This window comes from Streptomyces sp. NPDC015220, from assembly GCF_043079345.1.
GTDB lineage: Bacteria > Actinomycetota > Actinomycetes > Streptomycetales > Streptomycetaceae > Streptomyces.
Genome location: NZ_JBIBUK010000011.1, coordinates 250983 through 275046, shown reverse-complemented (window position 1 = coordinate 275046; position 24064 = coordinate 250983). Strand labels below are relative to the sequence as shown.

General features: G+C 74.3%; 21 protein-coding genes and 2 pseudogenes. 14 read left to right on the top strand and 9 right to left on the bottom strand.

Features of this window, described 5'->3' with window-relative positions; genetic code table 11:
• Both ACF061_RS22980 and ACF061_RS22975 read left to right on the top strand, forming a co-directional pair.
• Positions 1-111: pseudogene (locus ACF061_RS22980) on the top strand (electron transfer flavoprotein subunit alpha/FixB family protein); the annotation flags it as partial.
• A gap of 191 nt (positions 112-302) precedes the next feature.
• On the top strand, positions 303-1607 hold the full coding sequence (locus ACF061_RS22975; RefSeq protein WP_392268801.1) for a DUF6986 family protein: 1305 nt from the start codon (positions 303-305) through the stop codon (positions 1605-1607).
• A 170-nt stretch (positions 1608-1777) separates the two neighbouring features.
• Here the strand turns inward: ACF061_RS22975 and ACF061_RS22970 are convergent, their stop codons facing one another.
• The gene (locus ACF061_RS22970; protein WP_392268800.1) at positions 1778-2851 is read right to left on the bottom strand and encodes a LacI family DNA-binding transcriptional regulator; all 1074 of its coding nucleotides are present in this window, start codon (positions 2849-2851) and stop codon (positions 1778-1780) included.
• Between the two features lie 194 nt (positions 2852-3045).
• On the opposite strand from ACF061_RS22970, the gene ACF061_RS22965 reads away from it, so the two are divergent.
• The 3 genes from ACF061_RS22965 to ACF061_RS22955 all read left to right on the top strand — a co-directional run bounded on the left by ACF061_RS22965 (position 3046) and on the right by ACF061_RS22955 (position 5477).
• Positions 3046-4002, top strand: a complete 957-nt coding sequence (locus tag ACF061_RS22965) for an ROK family protein (protein WP_392268799.1) — start codon at positions 3046-3048, stop codon at positions 4000-4002.
• 85 nt (positions 4003-4087) lie between these two features.
• Positions 4088-4291, top strand: coding sequence for a hypothetical protein (locus tag ACF061_RS22960; RefSeq protein WP_392268798.1), 204 nt, complete (start codon positions 4088-4090; stop codon positions 4289-4291).
• 145 nt (positions 4292-4436) lie between these two features.
• Positions 4437-5477, top strand: a complete 1041-nt coding sequence (locus ACF061_RS22955; RefSeq protein WP_392268797.1) for an NUDIX domain-containing protein — start codon at positions 4437-4439, stop codon at positions 5475-5477.
• Positions 5478-5682: 205 nt separating this feature from the next.
• Here the strand turns inward: ACF061_RS22955 and ACF061_RS22950 are convergent, their stop codons facing one another.
• On the bottom strand, positions 5683-7038 hold the full coding sequence (locus tag ACF061_RS22950) for a dipeptidase (protein WP_392268796.1): 1356 nt from the start codon (positions 7036-7038) through the stop codon (positions 5683-5685).
• 216 nt (positions 7039-7254) lie between these two features.
• Between ACF061_RS22950 and ACF061_RS22945 the strand changes: the two genes are divergently transcribed.
• Positions 7255-8532: a geranylgeranyl reductase family protein gene (locus ACF061_RS22945; protein WP_392268795.1), complete on the top strand. Its 1278-nt coding sequence runs from the start codon at positions 7255-7257 to the stop codon at positions 8530-8532.
• Here the strand turns inward: ACF061_RS22945 and ACF061_RS22940 are convergent.
• Positions 8522-8974: a nitroreductase family deazaflavin-dependent oxidoreductase gene (locus ACF061_RS22940; RefSeq protein ID WP_392268794.1), complete on the bottom strand. Its 453-nt coding sequence runs from the start codon at positions 8972-8974 to the stop codon at positions 8522-8524. The two genes, ACF061_RS22945 and ACF061_RS22940, sit on opposite strands and share 11 nt — an antisense overlap.
• A 127-nt stretch (positions 8975-9101) precedes the next feature.
• Here ACF061_RS22940 and ACF061_RS22935 point away from each other — a divergent pair, with 127 nt between their 5' ends.
• Both ACF061_RS22935 and ACF061_RS22930 read left to right on the top strand, forming a co-directional pair.
• Positions 9102-9791 carry a TetR/AcrR family transcriptional regulator gene (locus ACF061_RS22935; RefSeq protein ID WP_392268793.1) on the top strand — a complete coding sequence of 230 codons (690 nt, stop codon included), beginning with the start codon at positions 9102-9104 and terminating at the stop codon, positions 9789-9791.
• A 293-nt stretch (positions 9792-10084) separates the two neighbouring features.
• Positions 10085-10567 (top strand): annotated as a pseudogene (locus ACF061_RS22930) (LuxR C-terminal-related transcriptional regulator); the annotation flags it as partial.
• 32 nt (positions 10568-10599) lie between these two features.
• On the opposite strand, the gene ACF061_RS22925 reads toward ACF061_RS22930, so the two are convergent.
• Positions 10600-11355, bottom strand: a complete 756-nt coding sequence (locus ACF061_RS22925; RefSeq protein WP_392268792.1) for a maleylpyruvate isomerase family mycothiol-dependent enzyme — start codon at positions 11353-11355, stop codon at positions 10600-10602.
• A 385-nt stretch (positions 11356-11740) separates the two neighbouring features.
• On the opposite strand from ACF061_RS22925, the gene ACF061_RS22920 reads away from it, so the two are divergent.
• A complete protein-coding gene (locus tag ACF061_RS22920; protein WP_392268791.1) occupies positions 11741-14284 on the top strand; it encodes an ATP-dependent Clp protease ATP-binding subunit in 2544 nt (847 codons plus the stop codon).
• Positions 14285-14294: 10 nt separating this feature from the next.
• On the opposite strand, the gene ACF061_RS22915 is transcribed toward ACF061_RS22920, so the two are convergent.
• Entirely contained in the window at positions 14295-15494 is a 1200-nt protein-coding gene (locus ACF061_RS22915; protein ID WP_392268790.1) for an MFS transporter, read from the bottom strand.
• Between the two features lie 107 nt (positions 15495-15601).
• Complete coding sequence (locus ACF061_RS22910; protein WP_392268789.1) at positions 15602-16174, bottom strand: hypothetical protein; 573 nt, start codon at positions 16172-16174, stop codon at positions 15602-15604.
• Between the two features lie 382 nt (positions 16175-16556).
• Here ACF061_RS22910 and ACF061_RS22905 point away from each other — a divergent pair, with 382 nt between their 5' ends.
• Entirely contained in the window at positions 16557-16940 is a 384-nt protein-coding gene (locus ACF061_RS22905) for a luciferase family protein (RefSeq protein ID WP_392268788.1), read from the top strand.
• A gap of 107 nt (positions 16941-17047) precedes the next feature.
• Here the strand turns inward: ACF061_RS22905 and ACF061_RS22900 are convergent, their stop codons facing one another.
• On the bottom strand, positions 17048-17827 hold the full coding sequence (locus ACF061_RS22900) for a DeoR/GlpR family DNA-binding transcription regulator (RefSeq protein WP_392268787.1): 780 nt from the start codon (positions 17825-17827) through the stop codon (positions 17048-17050).
• 124 nt (positions 17828-17951) lie between these two features.
• Here ACF061_RS22900 and ACF061_RS22895 point away from each other — a divergent pair, with 124 nt between their 5' ends.
• Together ACF061_RS22895 and ACF061_RS22890 are read left to right on the top strand one after the other, a co-directional pair.
• The gene (locus ACF061_RS22895) at positions 17952-18833 is read left to right on the top strand and encodes an SIS domain-containing protein (protein ID WP_392268786.1); all 882 of its coding nucleotides are present in this window, start codon (positions 17952-17954) and stop codon (positions 18831-18833) included.
• 29 nt (positions 18834-18862) lie between these two features.
• Positions 18863-19735 (top strand): ketose-bisphosphate aldolase, encoded by an 873-nt coding sequence (locus tag ACF061_RS22890; RefSeq protein WP_392268785.1) that lies wholly within the window; start codon positions 18863-18865, stop codon positions 19733-19735.
• Here the strand turns inward: ACF061_RS22890 and ACF061_RS22885 are convergent.
• Positions 19725-20858 (bottom strand): methyltransferase, encoded by a 1134-nt coding sequence (locus ACF061_RS22885; protein WP_392268784.1) that lies wholly within the window; start codon positions 20856-20858, stop codon positions 19725-19727. The genes ACF061_RS22890 and ACF061_RS22885 overlap by 11 nt on opposite strands.
• Before the next feature lie 68 nt (positions 20859-20926).
• Between ACF061_RS22885 and ACF061_RS22880 the strand changes: the two genes are divergently transcribed.
• Complete coding sequence (locus ACF061_RS22880; protein WP_392268783.1) at positions 20927-21577, top strand: alpha-ketoglutarate-dependent dioxygenase AlkB family protein; 651 nt, start codon at positions 20927-20929, stop codon at positions 21575-21577.
• Positions 21578-21613: 36 nt separating this feature from the next.
• Positions 21614-22852, top strand: a complete 1239-nt coding sequence (locus ACF061_RS22875) for an ROK family protein (RefSeq protein WP_392268782.1) — start codon at positions 21614-21616, stop codon at positions 22850-22852.
• Positions 22853-22897: 45 nt separating this feature from the next.
• Here ACF061_RS22875 and ACF061_RS22870 read toward each other — a convergent pair whose 3' ends face one another.
• Complete coding sequence (locus tag ACF061_RS22870) at positions 22898-23914, bottom strand: zinc-dependent alcohol dehydrogenase family protein (protein WP_392268781.1); 1017 nt, start codon at positions 23912-23914, stop codon at positions 22898-22900.
• Between the last annotated feature and the right edge of the window lie 150 nt (positions 23915-24064).

Here is a 24064-nt window from a genome sequence, read left to right as displayed (position 1 = left end):
AACAAGGACCCCGAGGCCCCGATCTTCGACCTGGTCGACTACGGCGTCGTCGGCGACCTCTTCGACGTCGTCCCCCAGCTCACCGACGAGATCAAGACCCGCAAGGGCTGACACCCCCGGCCGACCCCGGTCCCACGAGGCCCCCGTGACCCGAGCGGTCACGGGGGCCTCGGTCTGTCCCGGTTGTCCCGCCGTCTGTGTTGGCTCAGGCTGCGGACAGGTGTTGACCGGCGAGAAGATCCACGGATAACTTCATTCTACGGATTGTTGATTCCGTAGAGCGGAAAATAGGAGGGTGTGGAATGGGTCAGGGCCAGCAGGAGAAGGTGGCGACGAGCCTCGCGGGCGCCGTCAGCGAGGAGATCAGCGCCTCCCTCGCGCCGGTCGACGCCGAGCTGGAGCGCCGCTACCCGGGCGATCCGGGCACCCGTCAGCCCGTTCACACCGTCTACGTACCCGGTGACGTCTTCACCGCCGACACCATCCGCTCCTGGGGCGACCGGGCTCTCGCCGCGCTCGACGAGCACGCCCCGGACGCCGCGTCCTTCGCCGGCGTCCTCGGGCTGGGCGAGGAGCTCGCCGAGCCCGTGTACTCCCGGGTCCGAGCCAAACTGGAGCGCGAGCCCGTCGAGGACCTGCGCATCGACTTCGAGGACGGCTACGGGCCGCGCCCCGACGCCGAGGAGGACGAGGCGGCCGCCCGCGCGGCCCGCGTCGTCGCCGAGGCGTACGCGAACGGCACGGCCGCGCCGTACATGGGCATCCGCATGAAGTGCATGGAGGCGCCGGTCCGCGACCGGGGCATCCGCACCCTCGACGTCTTCCTCACCGGCCTGATGGAGGCCGGCGGTCTGCCCGACGGGCTGGTCCTGACCCTTCCGAAGGTGACGTACCCCGAGCAGGTCACCGCGATGGTCCGGCTGCTGGAGGCCTTCGAGAAGGCCCACGGGCTGGAGCCCGGGCGTCTCGGCTTCGAGATCCAGATCGAGACCAGCCAGTCCATCCTCGCCGCCGACGGCACCGCCGCCGTCGCCCGTATGATCCAGGCCGCCGAGGGCCGCGCCACCGGACTGCACTACGGCACCTTCGACTACAGCGCCTGCCTCGGCGTCTCCGCCGCCTACCAGGCCAGCGACCACCCGGCCGCCGACCACGCCAAGGCCGTCATGCAGGTCGCCGCGGCCGGCACCGGCGTCCGCGTGTCGGACGGCTCCACCAACGTTCTGCCGGTCGGCCCGACCGAGAAGGTGCACGACGCCTGGCGGCTGCACTACGGCCTCACCCGCCGCGCCCTGGCCCGTGCCTACTACCAGGGCTGGGACATGCACCCGGCGCACATCCCCACCCGCTACGCGGCGGTGTTCGCCTTCTACCGCGAGGGCTTCGAGCAGGCGGCCGCCCGCCTCGCCCGCTACGCGAGCCGTACCGCCGGCGACGTCATGGACGAGCCGGCCACCGCCAAGGCGCTCAGCGGCTACCTGCTGCGCGGGCTGGACTGCGGGGCCCTCGACATCGCCGAGGTGGCCCGCCTCACCGGCCTGACCCGGGCCGATCTGGAGGGCTTCGCCGCACCGCGCCGCGGCGACCTCACGGCCTCCGGCCAGTGACGGAACGGGGCGCCGGCCGGTGACGGAGCGGCGCCCCGCCCCAGGGGCGTGACCTGCGCGGGGCGTGCGGTCACGCCCCGCGCACGTCATGGCGTCGCACCGCTTCTGCGCCGCGCCCCCGCCGGGACCGGCCGGGGCCCCGCCGCGCACCGCCCGCCGGCCCTGTCCGTTCAGCCCGACGGCGGCAGCTCGCCCGAGCCGCGCCGCACCAGCCGGGTGGGCAGCTCGATGCGCTCCGGGGCGAGGAGGGTGCCGTCTAGCTGGCGGAAAAGGCGCTCGGCGGCGGTGCGGCCGAGGGCCGCCGCGTCCTGGGCGACCACGGTGACCCCCGGCTGGAGCAGATCGGCGAGCTCGATGTCGTCGAAGCCGACCAGGGCGACCGGGCGGGCGAGCCCGGCCAGGACGCGGATCACGGTGACCGTCACCCGGTTGTTGCCGGTGAAGACGGCGGTGACCGGGTCCGGTCCGGACAGCATCTCCTCGGCCGCCCGGCGCACCCGCTCCGGGTCGGTGACGCCCAGCGACATCCAGGAGTCGGCCACGGCTATCCCCGCGTCCTCCATCGCCGCCCGGTAGCCGCGCAGGCGCTCGGCGGCCGTGTGGATGCGGGGCATGTCGCCGATGAACCCGATCCGGCGGTGACCGTGGGCGATCAGGTGCGCGACGCCGTCCCGCGCGCCGCCGAAGTTGTCCGAGAGCACCACGTCGGCGTCGATCCGTCCGGCCGGACGGTCCACGAACACGGTCGCGACGCCCGCCTTGATCTCCGGCTCCAGATACCGGTGGTCGTCGCCGGCCGGGATCACGACCAGCCCGTCCACCCGCCGGGCGCACAGCGCCAGCGCCAGCTCCTGCTCGCGCTCGGGGTCCTCCGCGCTGGAGCCGTTGATGAGCAGCGCGCCGTGCGTCCGGGCCACCTCCTCGACCGCGCGGCTGAGCGGCCCGTAGAACGGGTCGGCGAGGTCCTCCAGGATCAGCCCGATGCTCGCCGTACGGCCCTTGCGCAGCACCCGGGCGCTGTCGTTGCGGCGGAAGCCCAGGGCCTCGATGGCCTCCTGGACGCGCCGCTCGGTGTCGGCCGTGACGCCGGGTTCGCCGTTGACCACACGGGAGACGGTCTTGAGGCCCACACCGGCCCGGGCCGCCACGTCCTTCATGGTCGGGCGGTTGCCGTAACGGGTCCCGGAGAGGCGGTCCGGGCGGTGGTCGCCGGGGCGGTCTGTCCGGCGGGCGGTCTCTGGCACGATGCGGCGTCCTGTCTCGTCGTCCACGTGGGTGCGGCGGTCCCCGGCTCGCGCGGGGATGTGGCGTCGAGCATAGAGCCTGGACAACGTTGTCATAGGCACGAGAGACTGTCCATCGCACACTCGGTCCGCCGCGCGGCCGGGCTGCGCCCACCTCTTGGTTCCTTGATGGTTGACGGGGAGAGACGACTCTGATGCACACCGACCTCGTGGCCGCGCTCGACATCGGCGGCACCAAGATCGCCGGCGCCCTGGTGGACGGCCGCGGCAGCATCCTGGCGCGCGCGCAGCGCGCGACGCCCGCGCAGGAGGACGGCGACACCGTGATGCGGGCGGTCACGGACGTCCTCGGCGACCTGACGGCCTCACCCCGGTGGGGACGTGTCTCGGCCCTGGGCATCGGCAGCGCGGGCCCCGTGGACGCCTCCGCCGGCACGGTCAGCCCGGTCAACGTGCCGGGCTGGCGCGGCTACCCGCTGGTGGAGCGGGCCCGCTCGGCGGTCGGTGGGCTGCCCGTGGCGCTGATCGGCGACGGAGTGGCCATCACGGCGGCCGAGCACTGGCAGGGCGCCGCCCGGGGGCATGACAACGCGCTGTGCATGGTGGTGTCCACCGGCGTGGGCGGCGGGCTGGTCCTGGGCGGCCGGCTGCACCCCGGTCCGACGGGCAACGCCGGCCACATCGGGCACATCAGCGTCGACCTGGACGGCGACCCGTGCCCGTGCGGCTCACGCGGCTGCGTGGAGCGCATCGCCAGTGGTCCGAACATCGCCCGCCGGGCGTTGGAGAACGGCTGGCGGCCGGGCCCCGACGGCGACGGGTCGGCCGCGGCGGTGGCCGCCGCCGCCCGTGCCGGGGACCCGGTCGCCGTGGCCTCCTTCGAGCGGGCCGCGCAGGCCCTGGCCGCGGGCATCGCCGCGACCGCGACCCTGGTCGAGATCGACATCGCGGTCGTCGGCGGGGGCGTGGGCAAGGCGGGGGAGGTGCTCCTCGGCCCGCTGCGCAGGGCTCTGGCCGACTACGCCACGCTCTCCTTCGTACGGCGCCTGACGGTGGTCCCGGCGCAGATGGGCACGGACGCCGGCCTGGTGGGAGCGGCCGCCGCCGCGCTGGCCGGACCGGTGAAGGCGACGACGGCCGCCGGGGTGTGACCTCGCCCGGGGCGGTGGCGGCGGGCGGCGGCGTCCCGCGCCGTTCGGGACCGTGACCAATCGCCTCCCGCGACGTTGACCGGGCATGAAGAAGCGCAGCATGCTCGCACTCGCCTCGCTGGCCACCGGTTTCGTGGTGGCCGCCGTCACCCCGTCGCACGCCGCCGAGCGTCCGACGCCCGAGGGTCTGAACGTCAAGGACGCCGTGGGCGCCGTCGGTCGTCTCGTCGGCGAGCAGGGCCTCACCATGGACCGGTCCGCCTCGAAACCGACGAAGCCGAAGCACTGAGGCGGCCGGCCGGACGACGGCGGTAGCGCCGGGGTCCCCGCCCCGGGGGCCCCGGAGCCGTTCCGGGGACGTCCTCAACTGGGCCTGGTTTCCGTGGCAGGGTGAAGCGGGCAAGCCACAGGGGGCCAACAGAAGAGGGGGACCCGTGATCGTCTGGATCAACGGCACGTTCGGTGCGGGAAAGACCACCACCGCGCGGGAACTGATCGAGCTGATCCCGAACAGCACGCTCTTCGACCCCGAGGTCATCGGCGGCACGCTCACGCACCTGCTGCCGCCCAAACACCTCGCGGAGGTCGGCGACTACCAGGACCTGCCGATCTGGCGGCGGCTGGTGATCGACACGGCGGCGGCCATGCTCGCCGAACTGGGCGGCACCCTCGTGGTGCCCATGACCCTGCTGCGCCAGGAGTACCGCGACGAGATCTTCGGCGGCCTCGCCGCTCGCCGCATCAGTGTCCAGCACATTCTCCTCGCCCCGGCCGAAACGATCCTGCGGGAGCGGATAGCCGGCCGTGAGCTCCCGCCCGGCCTGCCCGACGCTGAGCTGCGCGTACGCCAGTGGTCCTACGACCACATCGAGCCCTACCGCACCGCCCTCGCCTCCTGGCTCACCGCCGACGCCCATGTCGTCGACACCAGCGCCCTCACTCCCTACCAGACGGCCTTCCGCGTGGCCGAGGCCGTCGGCAGCGGCGCCGTGCCCGCCTGCGACATCGTGCAGACCCCGGAACCCACCGCCGAGACCGTCGCCTCCGGTGTGCTCCTCTTCGACGAACGGGACCGCGTGCTGCTCGTCGACCCGACCTACAAGCCCGGCTGGGAGTTTCCCGGCGGAGTCGTCGAACCCGGCGAGGCGCCGGCCCGCGCCGGCATCCGCGAGGTCGCCGAGGAGACCGGGATACGGCTGGAGGAGGCGCCCCGGCTGCTCGTCGTCGACTGGGAGTCGCCCAGACCTCCCGGTTTCGGCGGACTCCGGCTGCTCTTCGACGGCGGCAGGCTCGACTCCGAGGCGGCCGGCCGGCTGCTGCTGCCCGGGCCCGAGCTGCGCGACTGCCGGTTCGTCACCGAGCGGGAGGCCGCGACGCTGCTGCCGCCGGTGCGCTACGAACGGCTGCGCTGGGCGCTGCGGGCCCGTGAGCGCGGCGCGGCGGTCTACCTGGAGGCGGGGGTGCCGGTCGGCTGACGCGCGGCCGGCCCGTGTCGCCCGGCGGCCCTCCACCGCGCGAGCGCCGGTGCGGCTCCGTCGCGCCGGGGGCGGGCCCGGCCGACGGCGAAGCGCGGCGGGTGCGGCCGGGGAAGGATCCCCGCGAGGTTCCCGGCAGGACGGTGGGCAGTGGCTCCCGCGCGGTGCGGGGGCCTTCCGCCGCCGGCAGGGCGGAGTGCCGCGCTCAGCCCGCCGCGTAGTTGCGCAGGAACAGCGCCTCCGCGACCGACAGCCGCTCCAGCTCCTCGGGGGAGACGCTCTCGTTCACGGCGTGGATCTGCGCCTCGGGCTCGCTCAGGCCGATGAGCAGGATCTCGGCCCGCGGGTAGAGCGCGGCGAGGGTGTTGCACAGCGGGATGGAGCCGCCCTGGCCGGCGTACTGCATCTCCTCGCCGGGGTAGGCGACCGCCATCGCGTCGGCCATCGCCTGGTACGCCGGGCTGGTGGTGTCGGCGCGGAAGGCCTGGCCCTGACCGATCCGCTCGGTGCGCACCCGGGCGCCCCACGGCGTGTGGGCCTCCAGGTGGGCCTGGAGCAGCTTGGTCGCCTCGGCCGCGTCGACGCCCGGCGGCACCCGCAGGCTGACCAGGGCACGGGCGCCGGCCTGCACGGACGGGGTGGCGCCGACGACCGGCGGGCAGTCGATGCCGAGGACGGTGACGGCCGGGCGGGCCCAGATGCGGTCGGCGACCGTGCCCGAGCCGATCAGGTCGACGCCGTCGAGCACCTTGGCGTCCTTGCGGAACTGTTCCTCGTCGTACTGGAGGCCTTCCCAGGAGGAGCCGGCGGACAGGCCGTCCACGGTGGTCGAGCCGTCCTGCGCGCGCAGCGAGTCCAGGGCGCGGATCAGCGCGGCGAGCGCGTCCGGGGCGGCGCCGCCGAACTGGCCGGAGTGCAGGTTGCCCTCGAGGGTGTCGACCTCGACCCGCACCAGGGTCATGCCGCGCAGCGTGGAGGTGACGGTGGGCAGCCCGACGCGGAAGTTGCCGGCGTCGCCGATGACGATGGCGTCGGCCGCCAGCAGCTCGGGGTGGGCCTCGGCGTAGCGCTCCAGGCCCCCGGTGCCCTGCTCCTCGGAGCCCTCGGCGATGACCTTGACGGCGACCGGTATGCCGCCGTTGGCCTTGAGGGCGCGCAGCGCGAGCAGGTGCATGATGAGCCCGCCCTTGCAGTCGGCGGCGCCGCGCCCGTACCAGCGGCCGTCGCGCTCGGTCAGCTCGAAGGGCGGGCTGACCCAGGCGGCCTCGTCCAGCGGCGGCTGGACGTCGTAGTGGGCGTAGAGAAGAACCGTCCTGGCGCCCTCGGGCCCGGGGAGGTGGCCGTACACGGACTGGGTGCCGTCCGGGGTGTCGAGCAGCGCCACGTCCGTGAAGCCCTCGGCGCGCAGCGCGTCGGCGACCCAGTTCGCGGCGCCCTCGCTCTCGCTGCGCGGGTACTGGTCGAAGTCCGCCACCGATCGGAAGGCCACCAGCTCGGCCAGTTCCGCTCTGGCCCCGGGCAGCAGGGAGGCGACGGTCTCGGCGACCGGATTCGACGACATGGGCACGCTCCTTGTGGGTGCGACGTTGCACGGGTGAGTACCTGGGCCGGTACTCCCGGGCACTTCTGTTCTCCGGGTGATCGTGTCGGCGTGGGCGCGTCGCGGAGGGGCGGGCGCGCACGCTGCCGATCCTCCCACAGCGGACCTTGCCGGGAGCGGCCGTAGGATGCGGGAGACAGCAGCGGCAGCCGGCTTGATCTGGAGCGGTAGACCATCGTGAGCAGCGACAACTCTTCGGCGGACGACGTGCAGCAGGTGTGGGACGTCGTCGTGGTGGGCGCGGGACCCGCGGGGGCCTCGGCCGCCTACGCGGCGGCGGTCGCGGGGCGGCGGGTCCTGCTGCTGGAGAAGGCGGAGCTGCCGCGGTACAAGACGTGCGGCGGCGGGATCATCGGTCCGTCCCGCGACTCGCTGCCACCCGGCTTCGAGCTCCCGTTCAAGGACCGGGTGCACGCGGTGACGTTCTCGAACAACGGGCGGTTCACCCGGACCCGCCGCTCCAAGCAGATGCTGTTCGGGCTGATCAACCGGCCCGAGTTCGACGCGCAGCTCGTCGAGCACGCGCAGAAGGCGGGCGCCGAACTGCGCACCGGCGCCACGGTGTCGCGGGTCGAGCAGCACGGCTCGGCGGTCCCGGACCGGCGCACGGTCGCGGTGGTGCTCCAGGGCGGCGAGACGGTGCTCGCGCGGGCGGTGGTCGGCGCCGACGGCAGCGCCAGCCGCATAGGCGCGCACGTCGGTGTGAAGCTGGACCAGGTGGACCTCGGCCTGGAGGCGGAGATCCCGGTGCCCGAGACCGTCGCCGAGGACTGGCGCGGACGTGTCCTGATCGACTGGGGCCCGATGCCGGGCAGTTACGGCTGGGTGTTCCCCAAGGACGACACGCTGACCGTCGGTGTGATCTCGGCCCGCGGCGAAGGCGCCGCCACCAAGCGGTACCTGGAGGACTTCATCGCGCGCCTCGGGCTGGCCGGTTTCGAGCCGAGCGTCTCCTCCGGGCACCTGACCCGCTGCCGCGCCGACGACTCGCCGCTCTCCCGCGGCCGGGTGCTGGTGTGCGGGGACGCGGCCGGGATGCTGGAGCCGTGGACGCGCGAGGGCATCTCGTTCGCTCTGCGGTCCGGCCGGCTCGCGGGGGAGTGGGCGGTGCGGATCGCCGAGGCGCACGACGCGGTGGACGCCCGGCGGCAGGCGCTGAACTACGCGTTCGCGATCAAGGCGGGGCTCGGCGTGGAGATGGCCGTCGGCAAGCGCATGCTCGCGGTCTTCGAGCGCCGTCCCGGCCTCTTCCACGCCGCGCTGACCGGTTTCCGGCCCGCCTGGAAGGCGTTCAAGGACATCACCCAGGGCTCGACCTCGCTGGGCGAGCTGGTCCGCAGCCACCCGATGGCCCAGCGGGCGCTGTCGGTGATGGACCGCCGGCCCGCCGCGCCGGCGCCCGACGCGCGGGAGCCGGAGGACGGGGCGGACGCTGCGGACGCGGTCAGTTCGTGACCGTGATGCGGAAGACCGGGTGGTCGCCGGCGGCCGCGGTGATCTCCTCGTCGGAGGAACCGGCCGTCACCCCCTGGAAGTACTGGTCGACCTGCCAGCCCCACTTCTCCAGGTAGGTCCGCAGCACGGGGAGCTTCTCCGCGTCGGGGAGCTCCACCGCGGTGAACGCGCGGACCCTCCGCCCGACGCGCAGCTCCCCGCCGCCGGCGGCGCGCATGTTGCGCACCCACTGGGAGTGGCCGCGGGCCGAGACGAGGTACTGAGCACCCTCGTGGGTGTGCGGGTTGACGGGGACGCGTTGGAGCTTGCCGCTCTTGCGGCCGGGCACGGACAGCTCCGCCGCGCCGGCGAGGCTCAGTCCGTGCCGGGCGAGCCATCCGATGACGCCGTTCAGGCGGACGTTCATCGGGCTGCCCTCGAGGTAGTACGGCGACGACGACATGGTGACCCCCACACGTTGGGAGAGCAGTGCTCTCGTTCGAGAATAGTGTGCACGGATCGGCGATTCGAATCAAGAGCAGTGCTCTCTTTCGTGTGCGGTGCTCCGAGGCCGTGGGAGACTCCTCCGCATGAACACCGCCAAGGGAGCCCGCGCCCGGGCCAGGACGGAGATCACCTCGGCCATCAAGGACGAGGCGCGCAGACAGCTCGCGGCCGAGGGCGCGGCGAAACTCTCGCTGCGCGCCGTGGCCCGTGAACTCGGCATGGTCTCCTCCGCGCTGTACCGGTACTTTCCCAGCCGCGACGACCTGCTGACCGCGCTCATCATCGACGCCTACGACTCCCTGGGCGGGGCGGCCGAGGCGGCACACCACGCGGCGGCCGGCGCCGGGCCGCTGGAGCGCTGGACCGCCGTGTGCGAGGCGGTGCGCCGCTGGGCGCTGGCGCACCCGCACGAGTACGCCCTCATCTACGGCTCGCCCGTACCCGGCTACTCCGCGCCCGAGACGACCGTTCCGGCCGCCGCCCGTGTCGGCCTGCTCCTCATCGGCATCGTCCGCGACGCCCACGAGCGGGACGGCCTGACCGCACCCGCACTCCCCGCCGAACTGCGCGCGGAGGCCGAACGGATGACCGCCGAGCTCGCTCCCGGCCTGCCGCCCGAGGCGACGGCCGCCCTCATCGCCGCCTGGGCGCAGCTGTACGGGCTGGTCGGCTTCGAACTGTTCGGCCAGTTCCACCGGGTGGTGGAGGACCGTGAGCCGTTCTTCCGGCACGCGGTGGTCCGCCTCGCCCACGGGGTCGGGCTGAAGTCCTGACCGGCCGCCGGGGCACCGGGAGCGTCCGTACTCCCCGGGGAGTACGGGTGATCACCTCGCCGGGCGGACGCGGCCGGGAGGGCGGGACGTCCAGCGTGGCGGTCATGGAAGAGGCGTCCCCGGGCGGACCGCCGCGGTGGTGGCGGCACGGGCCGCCGTGGTGGAACCGCGTCGACGGCGAGGAGCCGCCCGGAGCCCGGCCGGCCCTGGGTCTCCACCGCGCTCTTCACCGTCTTCGTCCTCGCCGGCTCCCACTTCTCCGCCCGCGACCAGCACGGCCACCGTGAGCCGCTGGACGGGCCGCGACCCGCCGCATCACCGGTGAGGCCGCCCTGGCGGACGTCAAGGTGGTCATGCTCACCACCTTCGAACTCGACGAGTACGTCTTCGAGGCGATCCGCTCGGGCGCCTCCGGGTTCCTGGTCAAGGACACCGAACCGGACGAACTCCTGCGTGCGGTACGGGCGGTGGTCGACGGTGACGCCCTGCTGACACCGGGCGTCACCCGCCGGCTGATCGCCGAGTTCGCCGCCCGCTCCAAGGAACCCGCGGCCGCCGGCGCGCTCGCCCGGCTCACCGAGCGCGAACGCGAGGTCATGGCCCTGGTCGGCATCGGCCTGTCCGACCAGTAGATCGCCCGCCGACTGGTCGTCAGCCCCCTGACCGCCAAGACCCACGTCAGCCGCGCCATGGTGAAGCTCGGCGCCCGCGACCGTGCCCAACTGGCCGTGCCCGCCTACGAGTCGGGACTGGTGCGGCCGGGCTGGCTGGGCTGAGGCGGCCGGGCGCGGACGGCGGCCGCCGTGACTCAGACGATCGCCGAGGTCTCCCGCCACAGCGCCAGGAGCGAACCGTCGCCCGTCACGCTCGGCACCGGCGCCCGGTTCCACAGCGCGAGGTACAAGCGGTCGGCGGGACCGGCGAGTTCGGCGTCGGCCGCGCCGGCGGAGTTCCGGACCGTGGCCGGTGGCCCGTCCGACAGCCGTACGGTCCACACCGCGTCCGTGTCGTCGGCGGCGTCCGTGACGCGCACCCGCAGCACCCGCGGTTCGGCCACGCGGACACCGCTTCTGGCGCGGGCGTGGAAGCCGCGCAGCAACTCGTCGATGCCGTCCACGGCGAACCCGCCGCCGATCGCCGTCGTCGCGCCGCCCCGCGCCGACTCCGCGTCGAAGCGGTGGACGGCCGTCTCGTGTGCCTGCCGCCGGGTCCAGAAGGCGAGCGGCGACGGCGGCGACTGCGGCGCGGGGTGGAAGGTCCAGCACTCCACCCCGGCCGGCGCCGTCCGCAGGGTGTGGACCAGCCGGCGGTGGCGCTCGCGGTACCAGGCCACCAGCTCGGCCCCGTCGAAGCGCGGCGGGTCGCCCATGGGCCGCGGCGAGGTGTGCCCGTCGGCGACGAACGCGGCGGCCCACTCGTGCACCACGCCCGTGTGCCGCAGCAGGTCCCGCACCCGCCACCCCGGGCAGGTCGGCACCTCGGCGTCGCTCCCCGCCTCCTCGGCCGCCGCGGCCAGCAGACGGCCCTCCCGGTCGAGCGCGTGCAGGAATTCAGTGGTCTCCATCCCTGAGAGTGTGCCGGACGGAGCGCGCCGCGGACCGGCGGCGGAAGTCCGCCGGCCGGGCACGGCGGCCTTCCGTACGGTGCTCTTGGCCTCGGCGCCGCGCCGTCCACCGCGTCGGGCTCACGTCGGCCCAGGCCGCGTCGCCCGAGGGCGCGGGGACCGGGGGCGCGGGCCGGGGGCGGTGCGCGGCGGGCCCGTACCCGCCGGGCGCGGTGGAGACCGCTCGGCGCGGCCTGCGGCCGTCGGTGCGATGCCGGAGCGGCGCGGCGCCGACGGCACGGCACCCGATCGGCGAAGCACCGGGTCGGCGTACGCCGCGTTGCGTCCGTCGGGACGGCGGGTTGGGCTGGGGGTGACTCATTCCCCCACGCTGCGGACGGCGATCATGACGATGTCCCCCTTCGGCGCCTCCTACGGCGGTCAGGACCCGTTCTCGGAGATCCTGAACCGCTTCTTCGGCATGACGCCGGGCGCCTCGCCACCCCAGGTGCAACGGGTGCCGATCGGCCGGCTGCTGACCGAGTCCGCGCAGGAGTTGATCAACCGTGCCAGCGGTAAGGCGGCCGAGGACGGCAGTTCCGACCTGGACACCGAGCACCTGCTGTGGGCGTGCACCCAGGTCGAGCCCGCCCGCGGCCTGCTCGGCCAGGCCGGCGCCGACCCCGACCGGCTCGGCGCGGACATCGCCGCCGCGCTGCCCGGAGAGAGCGGCACCCCCTCGGCGCAGCCCGGCCTGACCCCGGCCGCCAAGCGGGTACTGCTGCGCGCCTACGAACGCTCCCGGGCCGCCGGAGTGTCGTACATCGGCCCGGAGCACGTTCTCGCCGCGCTGCTGGACACGCCGGGCGCGGCGGCGGGGCGCGTGCTGTCCGCGCACGGCGTCGAGGCCGAGCAGCTGCGCCGCGGCGCCGAGACGGCGGCCCGCGGCGAGGCCGCGCCGGGCGGCGGCGAGCCCCCGAGCGACACACCGACCCTGGACCAGTACGGCCGGGACCTGACCGAGGAGGCGCGGTCCGGAAAGCTGGACCCGGTGGTCGGCCGGTCCCTGGAGATCGAGCAGACCGTCGAGATCCTCTCCCGCCGCTCGAAGAACAACCCCGTCCTGATCGGCGAGCCGGGCGTGGGCAAGACCGCGATCGTCGAGGGGCTCGCCCAGCGGATCGTCGCCGGGACCGTGCCGAAGACGCTGGAGAACAAACGGGTGGTCGCCCTCGACCTCACCGGACTGGTGGCGGGCGCCCAGTACCGGGGCCAGTTCGAGGAGCGGCTGAAGAACGTCATCGACGAGGTGAAGGCGGCCTCGGAGTCGACGATCCTGTTCCTCGACGAGCTGCACACCGTGGTCGGCGCCGGAGCCACCGGCGAGGGCTCCATGGACGCGGGCAACATCCTCAAACCGGCCCTGGCCCGCGGCGAGCTGCACGTGGTGGGGGCCACCACCCTGGACGAGTACCGCCGCTACGTGGAGAAGGACGCCGCCCTGGAGCGCCGCTTCCAGCCCGTCATGGTGCCCGAGCCCAGTGTCGAGGAGACCGTGCAGATCCTGGAGGGCCTGCGCGACTCCTACGAGGCCCACCACCAGGTCCGCTACAGCGACGACGCCCTCGCCGCCGCGGCCGAGCTGTCGGACCGGTACGTCACCGACCGGTTCCTGCCGGACAAGGCCATCGACCTGCTCGACCAGGCCGGCGCCCGGGTGCGGCTGCGCTCCCTGGGCCGCTCCACCGAGGTGGCCGAGGGCGAGGACCGGCTGGCCAAGCTGCGCCGCGAGAAGGACCAGGCCGTGGCCGCCGAGGACTTCGAACGGGCCAGCGAACTGAAGGACCGGATCGTCGAGGTGGAGACCGAGCTGGAAGGACTGGCCGAGCGCCGCGAGGGCGTGCTGGAGGTGACCGTCGACGACATCGCCGACGTGCTGTCCCGACGCACCGGCATCCCCGTCGCCCAGCTCACCGAGAGCGAGAAGGAACGGCTGCTGAAGCTGGAGGACGCCCTGCACTCCCGGGTCGTCGGGCAGGACGAGGCCGTCACCGCGATCGCGCAGGCGGTGCGCCGCAGCCGCGCCGGCATGGGAGACCCCAGGCGTCCCGTGGGCTCCTTCCTGTTCCTCGGCCCGACCGGTGTCGGCAAGACCGAACTGGCCAAGGCGCTCGCGGAGCTGCTCTTCGGGGACGAGAACCGCATGGTCCGCTTCGACATGAGCGAGTTCCAGGAGAAGCACACCGTCTCCCGGCTGGTCGGCGCCCCGCCCGGCTACGTCGGCCACGAGGAGGCCGGCCAGCTCACCGAGAAGGTCCGCCGCCAGCCCTACAGCGTGCTCCTGTTCGACGAGGTGGAGAAGGCCCACCCGGACGTCTTCAACACCCTGCTCCAGGTCCTCGACGACGGCCGGCTCACCGACGCCCAGGGCCGCACCGTCGACTTCCGCAACACCGTGGTCATCATGACCTCCAACATCGGCGCCCAGCGGATCCTCGCCCACCGGGGCGACACCGGCGCCATCAAGGACCAGCTGATGGAGGACCTGCGCGGCAGGTTCCTGCCGGAGTTCCTCAACCGCATCGACGACATCATCATCTTCCACGGCCTGGGGGAGGAGGAGCTGAACCGGATCGTGGACCTGCTGCTGGACGAGAGCCGTCGGCGGGTGCGTGCCCAGGGACTGGAGCTGGAGGTCACCGAGGCCGCGAAGCGGCTGCTCGTCGCCCATGGGCACCAGCCCGAGTTCGGCGCCCGTCCGCTGCGCCGCACCATCCAGGCGGAACTGGACAACCGCATCGCGTCCCTGCTGCTGAGCGACTCCGCCGGCCCCGGGGACACCATCGTGGCCGACGTCGTGAACGACGCCCTCGACTGCCGCGTCGAACACCCGGCGCCGTCCGACGCGAAGGTCTACGAGGCGGGCGACGGCACCGCACCGATCGCCTGACCGCGGCCGGTCACTCGTAGGCGGACCGCCGGGTCGCGAACCCGATCGCGGCGGCGACGGCGGCCAGCGCGGCGACGCTGGTGAGCGCGGCGGGCAGGGAGAGCCAGTCGGCCATGAATCCGATGGCCGGGGGCCCGAGGAGCATGCCGCCGTAGCCGAGGGTGGAGGCGACGGCGACGCCGCTCGCGCCGGCCAGCGCGCCGGCGCGTTCCATGGTGACCGGGAAGACGTTGGCGAGTCCGAGCCCGGTGACGGCGAAGCCGAGGAGCGCCGCCCACACGGACGGGGTGAGGGAGCCGAGCAGCATCCCGGCCGCGGCGGTGCACCCCCCGGCCACGATCGTCCGGGACCGGCCCAGCCGTTCGAGCAGGGCCGTCCCGGTCAGCCGGCCGGCCGTCATCGCGAGGGCGAAGCAGGAGTAGCCGGCGGCCGCCACGCCCGCCGAGGCGTCGAGGTCCTGCTCGAAGTGCAGGGCGCCCCAGTCCGCCATGGCGCCCTCGCCGTACGACGAGCACAGGGCGATGAGACCCAGGACGACGACGAGTCCGCGCGTGCGGCCGTCCGTGCGGCGTGCGCCCGGTGTCCCGGGGCGGTCCCGATCCGCCGGGGCCGGCGACGGGTGCCGCAGGAGGGTGCGCCCGGCGACCGCGGTGACGAGCAGGCCGGTCACCGTGAGGGCGAGCAGGTGGCGGGTGGCGGACAGATGGCCGGCCACAAGCCCGCCGAGACCCGCGCCCACCATGCCGCCGAGGCTGAAGGCGGCGTGGAAGGTCGGCATGACCGGCCGCCGCAGCGCGGCCACGAGATCGACCGCCGCGCTGTTGAAGGCGACGTTGATGCCGCCGTACGCCGCGCCGAAGACCAGCAGGACGGCGCCCAGCGTCCAGGCGGAGTGGGTGAGCGGCGGCAGGGCGACGCTGAGGGAGAGCAGCACCGCGCAGACGACGGTGACCGGGTGGCTGCCGAAGCGGCGGCACAGACGCCCGGTGAGGGTCATCGTGATCACGGCTCCGGCGGAGACGCCCAGGAGGGCGAGGCCGAGGGACCCCGCGGAGGCGTGGGTCTGGTGCTTGACGGCCGGGATGCGGACCACCCACCCGGCGAAGACGAAGCCGTCGAGCGCGAAGAAGGCGGTGAGGGCCACGCGGAGTCGGGTGAGGGAGTCGTCCGGCACGACGCTGTGCGGGCGGACTTTGTTTATGAGCGGCACAAAGTCAGGCTAGGAGGGCGGCCGCGCCAGGGCAAGGGGCGAGGTCGCGGAGACCGTGCGCAGGTGGGACGCGGGGGCGGAGCCCCGAGTCGGGGCGCCGGGCGGGGTCAGCCCGTCTTGCGCCCCCACCAGGTGTCCACCCGGGCCCATTCCTCGGCCCACTGGTCGAAGCGGCGACGGTCGAGCCGGTTGCGGGCCAGCTTGGCGCCGCCCACCACCAGGCCCACGGTGGCCGTCCCGGCCCACAGACCGCCCAGGACCGTCTGGAAGGCGGTGTCGGCGGGCGAAGGGGGCGGGGACGTCAGGGCGCCGCGCCCGTTCGTCCACACCGTGACGGGGGCGCCGGGCGCCGCGTCGGCCGGGACCCTGGTCCGGCCCGTGCGCACCGAGCCGTCCGGATCGGTCCAGCGCACCATGCCCCACACCAGGGCGCTGCCGGTCGGCCGGGCGGCACCGGGCGCCGGGTCCCGGACCAGCACGGCCGACACCGGATGGATCTGCGCGCGGTCCCGCTGAGCGCTCTGCTGCATCGCGCCCGCCGTCAGCAGCCCCGCCACCAGGCCGCCCACCACGGCGAGGACCCACGCGACGAGCAGGATCCACGCCTCGACGACGTCACTGGTCCGCCTGAGCGGATTGCGCCGCCACCGCCACAGCCACATTCCCGCACGACGTGTCACCTTCGACACCCCCTCGCGCACCGACGGCCCTTATTCCAGTGTGCCCCCAGAGGCGATCAGAGGCTCCTGCTGAGGGCGGAAACGGCGAAGGGCCCGCCGAGCGGGCGGGCACCCGGTCACCGGGGCGCGGGTTGCGGCGTCGGCGGCCGGCCGGGTCTGCGCTCCGCCGCGGCCGGCCGGCGCGGGACGACCGAGGGACGGTCCACCGCCGCACCCGCGGCACACCCGTCGGCACCGTCGCCGTGGCGCCCGGTCCGGGTCCGGCCGGGACGGCCCGGGGCGGCCCCGGCCGGCCGGGACATGACGGCCGGTTTTGGACACGGATCGGTTAAGGCTTTCTCACGTATCGGTTGCCGTGCGGTGAGCGAGTCATGATGGAGCCATGACGCTCGCCGCGCGCGCCCTCGCCCAACTGGCCACCTGGCCCGACCTGATGGAAACGGTGCCGAGTTGCGGCGCCGGGCAGGCGCTCAGCTCGCCGTACGGAGAGATCGCCCACTTCCACTCGGACCGCGACGTCGACCTCAACCTGACCGACCGGGCCATACGCCGGCTGGCCGGCGACCTGAGACGTTTCGCCGCCGTCCGTGTGGTGTCGGGCTCGTCCTGGGTGACGATCCGTCTCGACGCGTCGGCCGACGTCGATCTGCTCCTGTCCCTGATGAGCGTCGCGCTCAAGGCCCACCAGAGCGGGCCCAGGGCCGACGACCGGCCGGTGCCGTCCGGTTGCAACGACGGCCGCGGGGTGGGCTTCACCCGCACCTGACCGGCCGGACGGCGCGCCGCCCCCGGCGGCCGGAGCGGCCGGGACCCGGCCGGGTCGTCCGGGACGGCCCGCGGCTCGGGGGCCCGGAGGCCGGCCGCCCCAGCGCCTCAGACGGTGACGACCCGGACCCCCGCCTCCTCGAACCTGCGCACCGTGTCCTGTGGGGCCGCCGAGTCCGTGACCAGGGTGTCCACACTCTCGGCCGCGCAGATGCGGGCGAAGGCGCGCCGACCGAGCTTGCTGGAGTCCGCCGCGACGACCACGCGTTCGGCGCGCTCGCACAGCAGCCGGTTGATGGCGGCCTCCGCCTCGTCGTGGGCCGCCGCGCCGTGCGTGACGTCGAAGGCGACCACCCCGAGCACCGCCACGTCGAGCGTGATCTGGCTCAGCACCCCGTCCGCCAGCGGCCCGATGAGCTCGTAGGACTGCGGGCGCGCCACCCCGCCGGTGAGCACGATCTTGAACTGGGGCCGTACGGCGAGCTCGTTGGCGATGTTCAGCGCGTTCGTCACGACGGTCAGGGCGGGCGAGCCGGCGGCGAGGTCGGCGCGCACCGCCAGGGCGCGGGCCACCTCCGTCGTGGTCGTGCCGCCCGTCAGGCCCACCGCCTCGCCGGGCGCGACCAGTTCCGCCACCGCCTTGGCGATCCGCTGCTTCTCGCCGACGCGCCGGGCCGTCTTGTAGCGCAGCGGAAGTTCGTAGGAGACGCCGTGCACGACCGCGCCGCCCCTGGTGCGCACGAGCATCTGCTGCTCGGCGAGCTGGTCGAAGTCGCGCCGGATCGTCGCGGCCGAGACCTGGAGCCGGGTCGCGGCCTCCTCGACCTCCAGCCGGCCGTGCTCGACGAGCAGCTCCAGCAGCACCTTCCAGCGGGCGTCGCGCGACATCGGCGGCCTCCGTTCCTCGGTCCTCCGTGACCCTAACGCACCCATCCGCCGACGAAATGCTTGATCATGCTTGAAATGCAACGCTATCTTGCAAGAACAATCAGTCAGATCGGGAGGGTGTGCCATGAGCCACGTCGAGGACGAGCTGACCAGTCAGCCCGAGTGCTGGGCGCGCGTCGCGGCCGAGGCCGAGGGGCACGGCCGGGCCCTGCCGGAGCGGGGGGAGCGGGTCGCGATCGTCGGCTGCGGCACCTCCTACTTCATGGCTCAGGCGGCCGCCGCGCTGCGCGAGGGCGCGGGGCAGGGCGAGACCGACGCCTTCGCCGCCTCCGAGTTCCCCCACGGCCGCGCCTACGACCGCGTCCTCGCCCTCACCCGCTCCGGCACCACCACCGAGGTGCTCGACCTGCTCGGGCGGCTGAAGGGGCGCACCCGCACCACGGCCGTCACCGCGGACCCCGGCACCCCGGTCATGTCGGCCGCCGACGACGTGGTCGTACTGGACTTCGCGGACGAACGCTCCGTCGTGCAGACCCGGTTCGCCACCACCGCCCTGACCCTGCTCCGCGCCCACCTCGGCCTGCACACCGGCGCCGTGGTCGACGACGCCCGCACCGCGCTGTCCGCGCCGCTGCCCGAAGGGCTCGTCGACTGCGCGCAGTTCACCTTCCTGGGCCGCGGCTGGACCGTCGGCCTCGCCAACGAGGCCGGGCTGAAGATGCGCGAGGCCTCGCTGTCCTGGACCGAGGCCTACCCGGCGATGGAGTACCGGCACGGCCCCATCAGCGTCACCACCCGGGGCACGGCGACCTGGATGCTCGGCCGGGCACCGGACGGACTGGCCGAACAGGTGCGGGCCACGGGCGGCCGGTGGGTCGACGGCGGCCTGGACCCGCTCGCCGAACTCGTCCGCGCCCAACGGCTCGCGGTCGCCGTCGCCGCGGCCCGCGGCCTCGATCCCGACCAGCCGCGCCACCTCACGCGCTCGGTCATCCTCACTCCCTGACGCCGTCCCCCACCCGGAAAGGAGAGGCCGTGCCGCTCGCAGCCACCTCCGAGCTGGTCGGCGGCGCCGCCGCCGCGCGCTCCGCCGTCGTCGCCTTCAACATCATCACGCTGGAACACATCGAGGCCGTCGTCGCCGGCGCCGAGGAGGCCGGCGCGTCGGTCGTCCTCCAGATCAGCGAGAACGCGGTCAGGTTCCGTTACGGGCGGCTGCTGCCACTGGCCCGCGCGGCCGTCGCGGCCGCCGAACGCGCCGCCGTGCCCGTCGCTCTGCACCTCGACCACGTGCAGAGCGACGACCTGCTGAGACAGGCGCCCGAGGCGGGGTTCAGCTCGGTCATGTACGACGCCTCCCGGCTGCCGTACGCCGAGAACCTCGCCGCGACCAGGGCCGCCGCCGAGTGGGCGCACGCGCAAGGGCTCTGGCTGGAGGCCGAGTTGGGGGAGGTCGGCGGCAAGGACGGCCGGCCACCGCTGGACGCCCACGCGCCCGGCGCCCGCACCGACCCCGGTGAGGCACACGCCTTCGTCTCCGGTTCCGGAGTGGACGCCCTGGCCGTGGCCGTCGGCAACGCGCACGCCATGACCGAGCGCACCGCCGCCCTCGACCACGACCTCCTCAAAGGCCTGGCCGGAGCCGTGGACGTCCCCCTCGTCCTGCACGGTTCCTCCGGCCTGCCCGAGGGCGAGCTGGCCGCGGCGGTCACCGGCGGCATCGCCAAGGTCAACGTCGGCACCGCCCTCAACATCGCCATGACCAGGGCGGTCCGCGGCTACCTCGCAGGTCACCCCGAGGCGGTCGACTCGCGCAAGTACCTCGGTGTCGGCCGGGAGGCGATGGCCGCGGAGGTGACACGGCTCATCGGGGTGGTCGGCACGCCCCGGACGACGCCTACCTCTTGACGGCCCGCAGCACCACGAACTTCGGTTCGCCGGCCACCAGTTGGCAGTTGCCGAACAGCCGGCGGAGCTTGACGTGGTAGCCCAGGTGCCGGTTCCCGACCACCCAGAGGGCGCCGCCGGGGCGCAGGGCGCGCCGCGCCCCGGTGAACATCCGCCACGCCGTGGCGTCCGTGGTCGCCTGGTGCGAGTGGAACGGCGGGTTGTTGAGCACCAGGTCCACGCTGCCGGCCGGAACCCCGGACAGCGCGTCGCCGACCCGGAACTCGGCGTGTCCCGGCACCCCGTTCGCCTTGTACGTCGCCTCGGCCGAGGCCACCGCCTGGAACGACTCGTCCGTGAACAGCACCTCGGCCTCCGGGTGCGCCAGCCCCATCGCCGTTCCCACGACCCCGTTGCCGCAGCCCAGGTCCACCACCCGCCGCGCGTCACGGCCGTCCGGCAGATGTTTCAGGAAGAAGCGGGTGCCGATGTCGAGCCGGTCGGCGCAGAAGACGCCCGCGTGGTTGACGACGGTCCGGCCGGAGAGCGCGCCGATGCCCTCGGGCAGGGTGTAGCTGTACGGCCACGGGCCGGCGGGCCGTTCCAGGGACGGATCCGGCGTGCACAGGATCAGCCGGGCCTTGCGCTGGGCGAGCGAGGTCCGGGTCGGGCCGAGGATCCGCTCGAACAGGGCCAGCGTGGAGGTGTGGATCTCCTTCACCATGCCGGTGCCCACGACGACCGTGTCCTCGTGCACGGCGGGCGCCAGCCGCAGCAACTGGTCCTCCAGCAGGGCGAGGCTCTTGGGCACCCGCACCAGGAGGACGTCGACGCGGTCAGGCGGCGGGTCCTGGGTGGTCAGCAGCCGCACGGCGCCGGGTCCGGCACCGTGGCGGGCGAGGTTGGCGCGGGTCGCCTCCTGCCCGAGGAAGGAGTCCGTGATCTGCACCGGCCGGTGCGCCGCCAGTGCCGTGACCAGCGCGCCCCAGCGGTCCCCGACGACCACGACCGTGCCGGACAGGTCGGTCGCCTGCTCGGCCAGGTGCCGCAGGAGGTATTCGTCGGAGGCGTCCCAGGCGCGCAGCCGGTCACGCGGGTCCTCGGGGAACCGGGTCAGCTCCAGTTCGCCCCAGGGAGTCGTCATAGGGTCGTTCATCGTCCGTCCAGGCTAGCGGAGCCGCAGCTCACCACTGTTCCGGCAGGATGGGAACCATGGACGCCGAGCTGTTCCCCAGGAGCCGTACCGAGGTCGCGCCGGGCGCGGTGCACGTGCCGGACTGGCTGGACGCGGCGGGGCAGCGCGAGCTGCTGGAGGCCTGCCGGGAGTGGGCCAGGCCGCCGGCCGGTCTGCGCACCGTGCGCACACCCGGTGGCGGCACGATGACCGCCCGGCAGGTCTGCCTCGGCTGGCACTGGTACCCGTACGCCTACGCCCGCACGGTCGTCGACGGCGACGGGGCACCGGTGAAACCGTTCCCGGCCTGGCTGGGCGAACTGGCCCGCGGCGCGGTGGCCGACGCGCTCGGCCCCGGGGCGCTCGCGGCCGCCGCGTACGACATCGCGCTGATCAACTTCTACGGCGCCGACGCCCGCATGGGCATGCACCGCGACGGCGACGAGAGGTCCGACGCGCCGGTGGTGTCGCTGAGCCTCGGCGACACGTGCGTGTTCCGCTTCGGCAACACCGAGACCCGCACCAGGCCCTGGACGGACGTCGAACTGCGCAGCGGCGACCTGTTCGTCTTCGGCGGCCCCTCCCGGCTCGCCCACCACGGTGTGCCGCGTGTCCACGAAGGCACCGCGCCGCCCGAACTGGGGCTGGTGGGACGGCTGAACGTCACCCTGCGGGTGAGCGGCCGGTAGGCGGACGGGTCTGCGGATCATGGGAGACTCGCCTCCATGAGCGGCAAGGCGGACCCCCGGACGGCGGGGGAAGGGACCACCTCGAGGACGCGGCTGGACCGGGGGCGCGGCGCGCTCGGGCCCGCGTTGGAGCTCGTGCACACCGGGCGTGCCCCGACCCGGGCCGTCCTCACCGCCGAGCTGGGGGTGACCCGGGCGACGGCCGGCGCGGTGGCCGCCGAACTGGAGGCGCTGGGCCTGATCCGGGTGGACGCCCGGCCGGGCGCGGCGGCCGGTTCGCAGGGGCGGCCCTCGCACCGCCTCGCGGTCGCCGAGGACGGCCCCGTCGCCCTTGCCGCGCAGGTGCACTCCGACGGGTTCCGCGCGGCCCTGGTGGGCCTCGGCGGCCGGATCGTGGCCACCGCGCCCGGCTGCGGGACGGTGGACGCCGACCCGGCGAAGGTGCTGGGCTCCGTCGTCGAGGCCGGCGCGGAGCTGCTGCGCGGCACCGGGCGGCGCTGCGTCGGCGCCGGGCTCGCCGTGCCGTCGGCGGTCGCCGAACCGGAGGGCCTGGCGCTGAACCCGCTCCACCTCGCCTGGCGCGCGGGAGCACCCGTGCGGCGGATCTTCGAGGAGTGCGTGCGCGACGCCGGGATCACCGGGCCGGCGTTCACGGCGAACGACGTCAACCTGGCCGCGCTCGCCGAGCACCGGCACGGCGCCGGGCGTGGTGCCCGCGACCTGCTGTGCGTGGCCACCGGGCACCGGGGCGTGGGCGGCGCGCTGGTGCTGGACGGGCGGCTGCACACGGGCAGTTCGGGACTGGCTCTGGAGGTCGGGCACCTCACGGTCAATCCCGAGGGCGGCCCGTGCCACTGCGGCAGCCGCGGCTGCCTCGACGTGGAGGCCGACCCGCTGGCCCTGCTGACCGCCGCCGGCCGCGAGCCGGGGCCCGAGGTGTCGCTGCTCAAGCAGGCCGACGACCTGATCCGCGGCCACTACGACGACCCGGCCGTCCGCGGAGCCGTCGAGAACCTCGTCGACCGCCTCGGGCTGGGCCTGGCCGGGCTGGTGAACATCCTCAACCCGGACCGGATCATCCTCGGCGGACTGCACCGCACCCTGCTGGAGGCCGATCCGGACCGGCTGCGCGCGGTCGTCGCCGACCGCAGCCTGTGGGGCCAGAGCGGCGGGGTCCCCATCCTGCCCTGCACACTGGACCACAACAGCCTGGTCGGCGCGGCCGAACTGGCCTGGCAGCCGGTTCTGGACGATCCCCTCACGGCGCTGACCTGAAGCCGGGCCCCGGCCGCTTCGTGTCCGGGGCCCGGGCGACGCGGGTCAGGGCCGCAGCAGCGTCTTGACGGCCCGCCGCTCGTCCATGGCCCGGTAGCCCTCGGCGACCTCCTCCAGCGGCAGGGTCAGGTCGAAGACCCTGCCCGGCTCGATACGGCCGTCCAGTACCCGCTGGATGAGTTCGGGCAGGTAGGCGCGCACCGGGGCGGGGCCCCCGCGCAGCCCGACGTGGGAGAAGAACAGCTCCTGCCCGTCGATCGCGACGCCGTGCGGAAGACCGACGAAGCCGACGTTGCCGCCGGGCCGGGTCGAGCGCAGTGCCTGCCGCATGGACTCGCCGGTGCCGACGCACTCCAGGACGGAGTCGGCGCCGATCCCGCCGGTCAGCTCCCGTACCCGCTCGACACCCTCCTCGCCGCGTTCGGCGACGATGTCGGTGGCGCCGAACTCCGCGGCCAGCTCCTGCCGCGCCTGGTGGCGGCTCATGGCGATGACGCGCTCGGCGCCGAGCTCCCCGGCGGCGATGACACCGCAGAGGCCGACCGCGCCGTCACCGACGACGACGGCGGTGGAGCCGGGCCGCACCTCGGCCGCCTTCGCCGCGTACCAGCCGGTGCCCATCACGTCCGACAGGGTCAGCAGGCTCGGGAGCAGCTCGTCGGCGGCGCCGTCGGCGACGGGGACGAGAGTGCCCTGGGCCTGCGGGACGCGCACGTACTCGGCCTGGCAGGTGGTCATGAACTCGCCGTTCAGACAGGCGGACTGGTAGCCGGCGAGGCAGTTCGGGCAGGTGTTGTCCGAGGTCGCGAAGGACCCGATCACGAGCTGTCCCGGCCGCACCGAGGTGACGCCGGCGCCGGTCTCCTCCACGACGCCGACGTATTCGTGGCCCATCGGATGCGGCTCGTCGACGGGTTCGATCCCGCGGTACGCCCACAGGTCCGAGCCGCACACGCAGGTGGCGACGGTGCGGACGACCGCGTCGGTCGGGTCGGTGATCACCGGATCGGGACGGTTCTCCACCCGGATGTCCCCGGGGGCGTGGATCATGGTTGCGCGCATGGCGGCTTCCCTGGTGGTTCTCTGGATCGTGGGGGTTCGGGCGCGGGCGCGGGCGGTGACGCGCGGACCGGATCACCCGGCGTCGGCGCGGGTGCCGCCGGTGCACCGCCGGCGTGCCGTGTCATGGCCGGGGGCCGCTGGAGGTTCCAT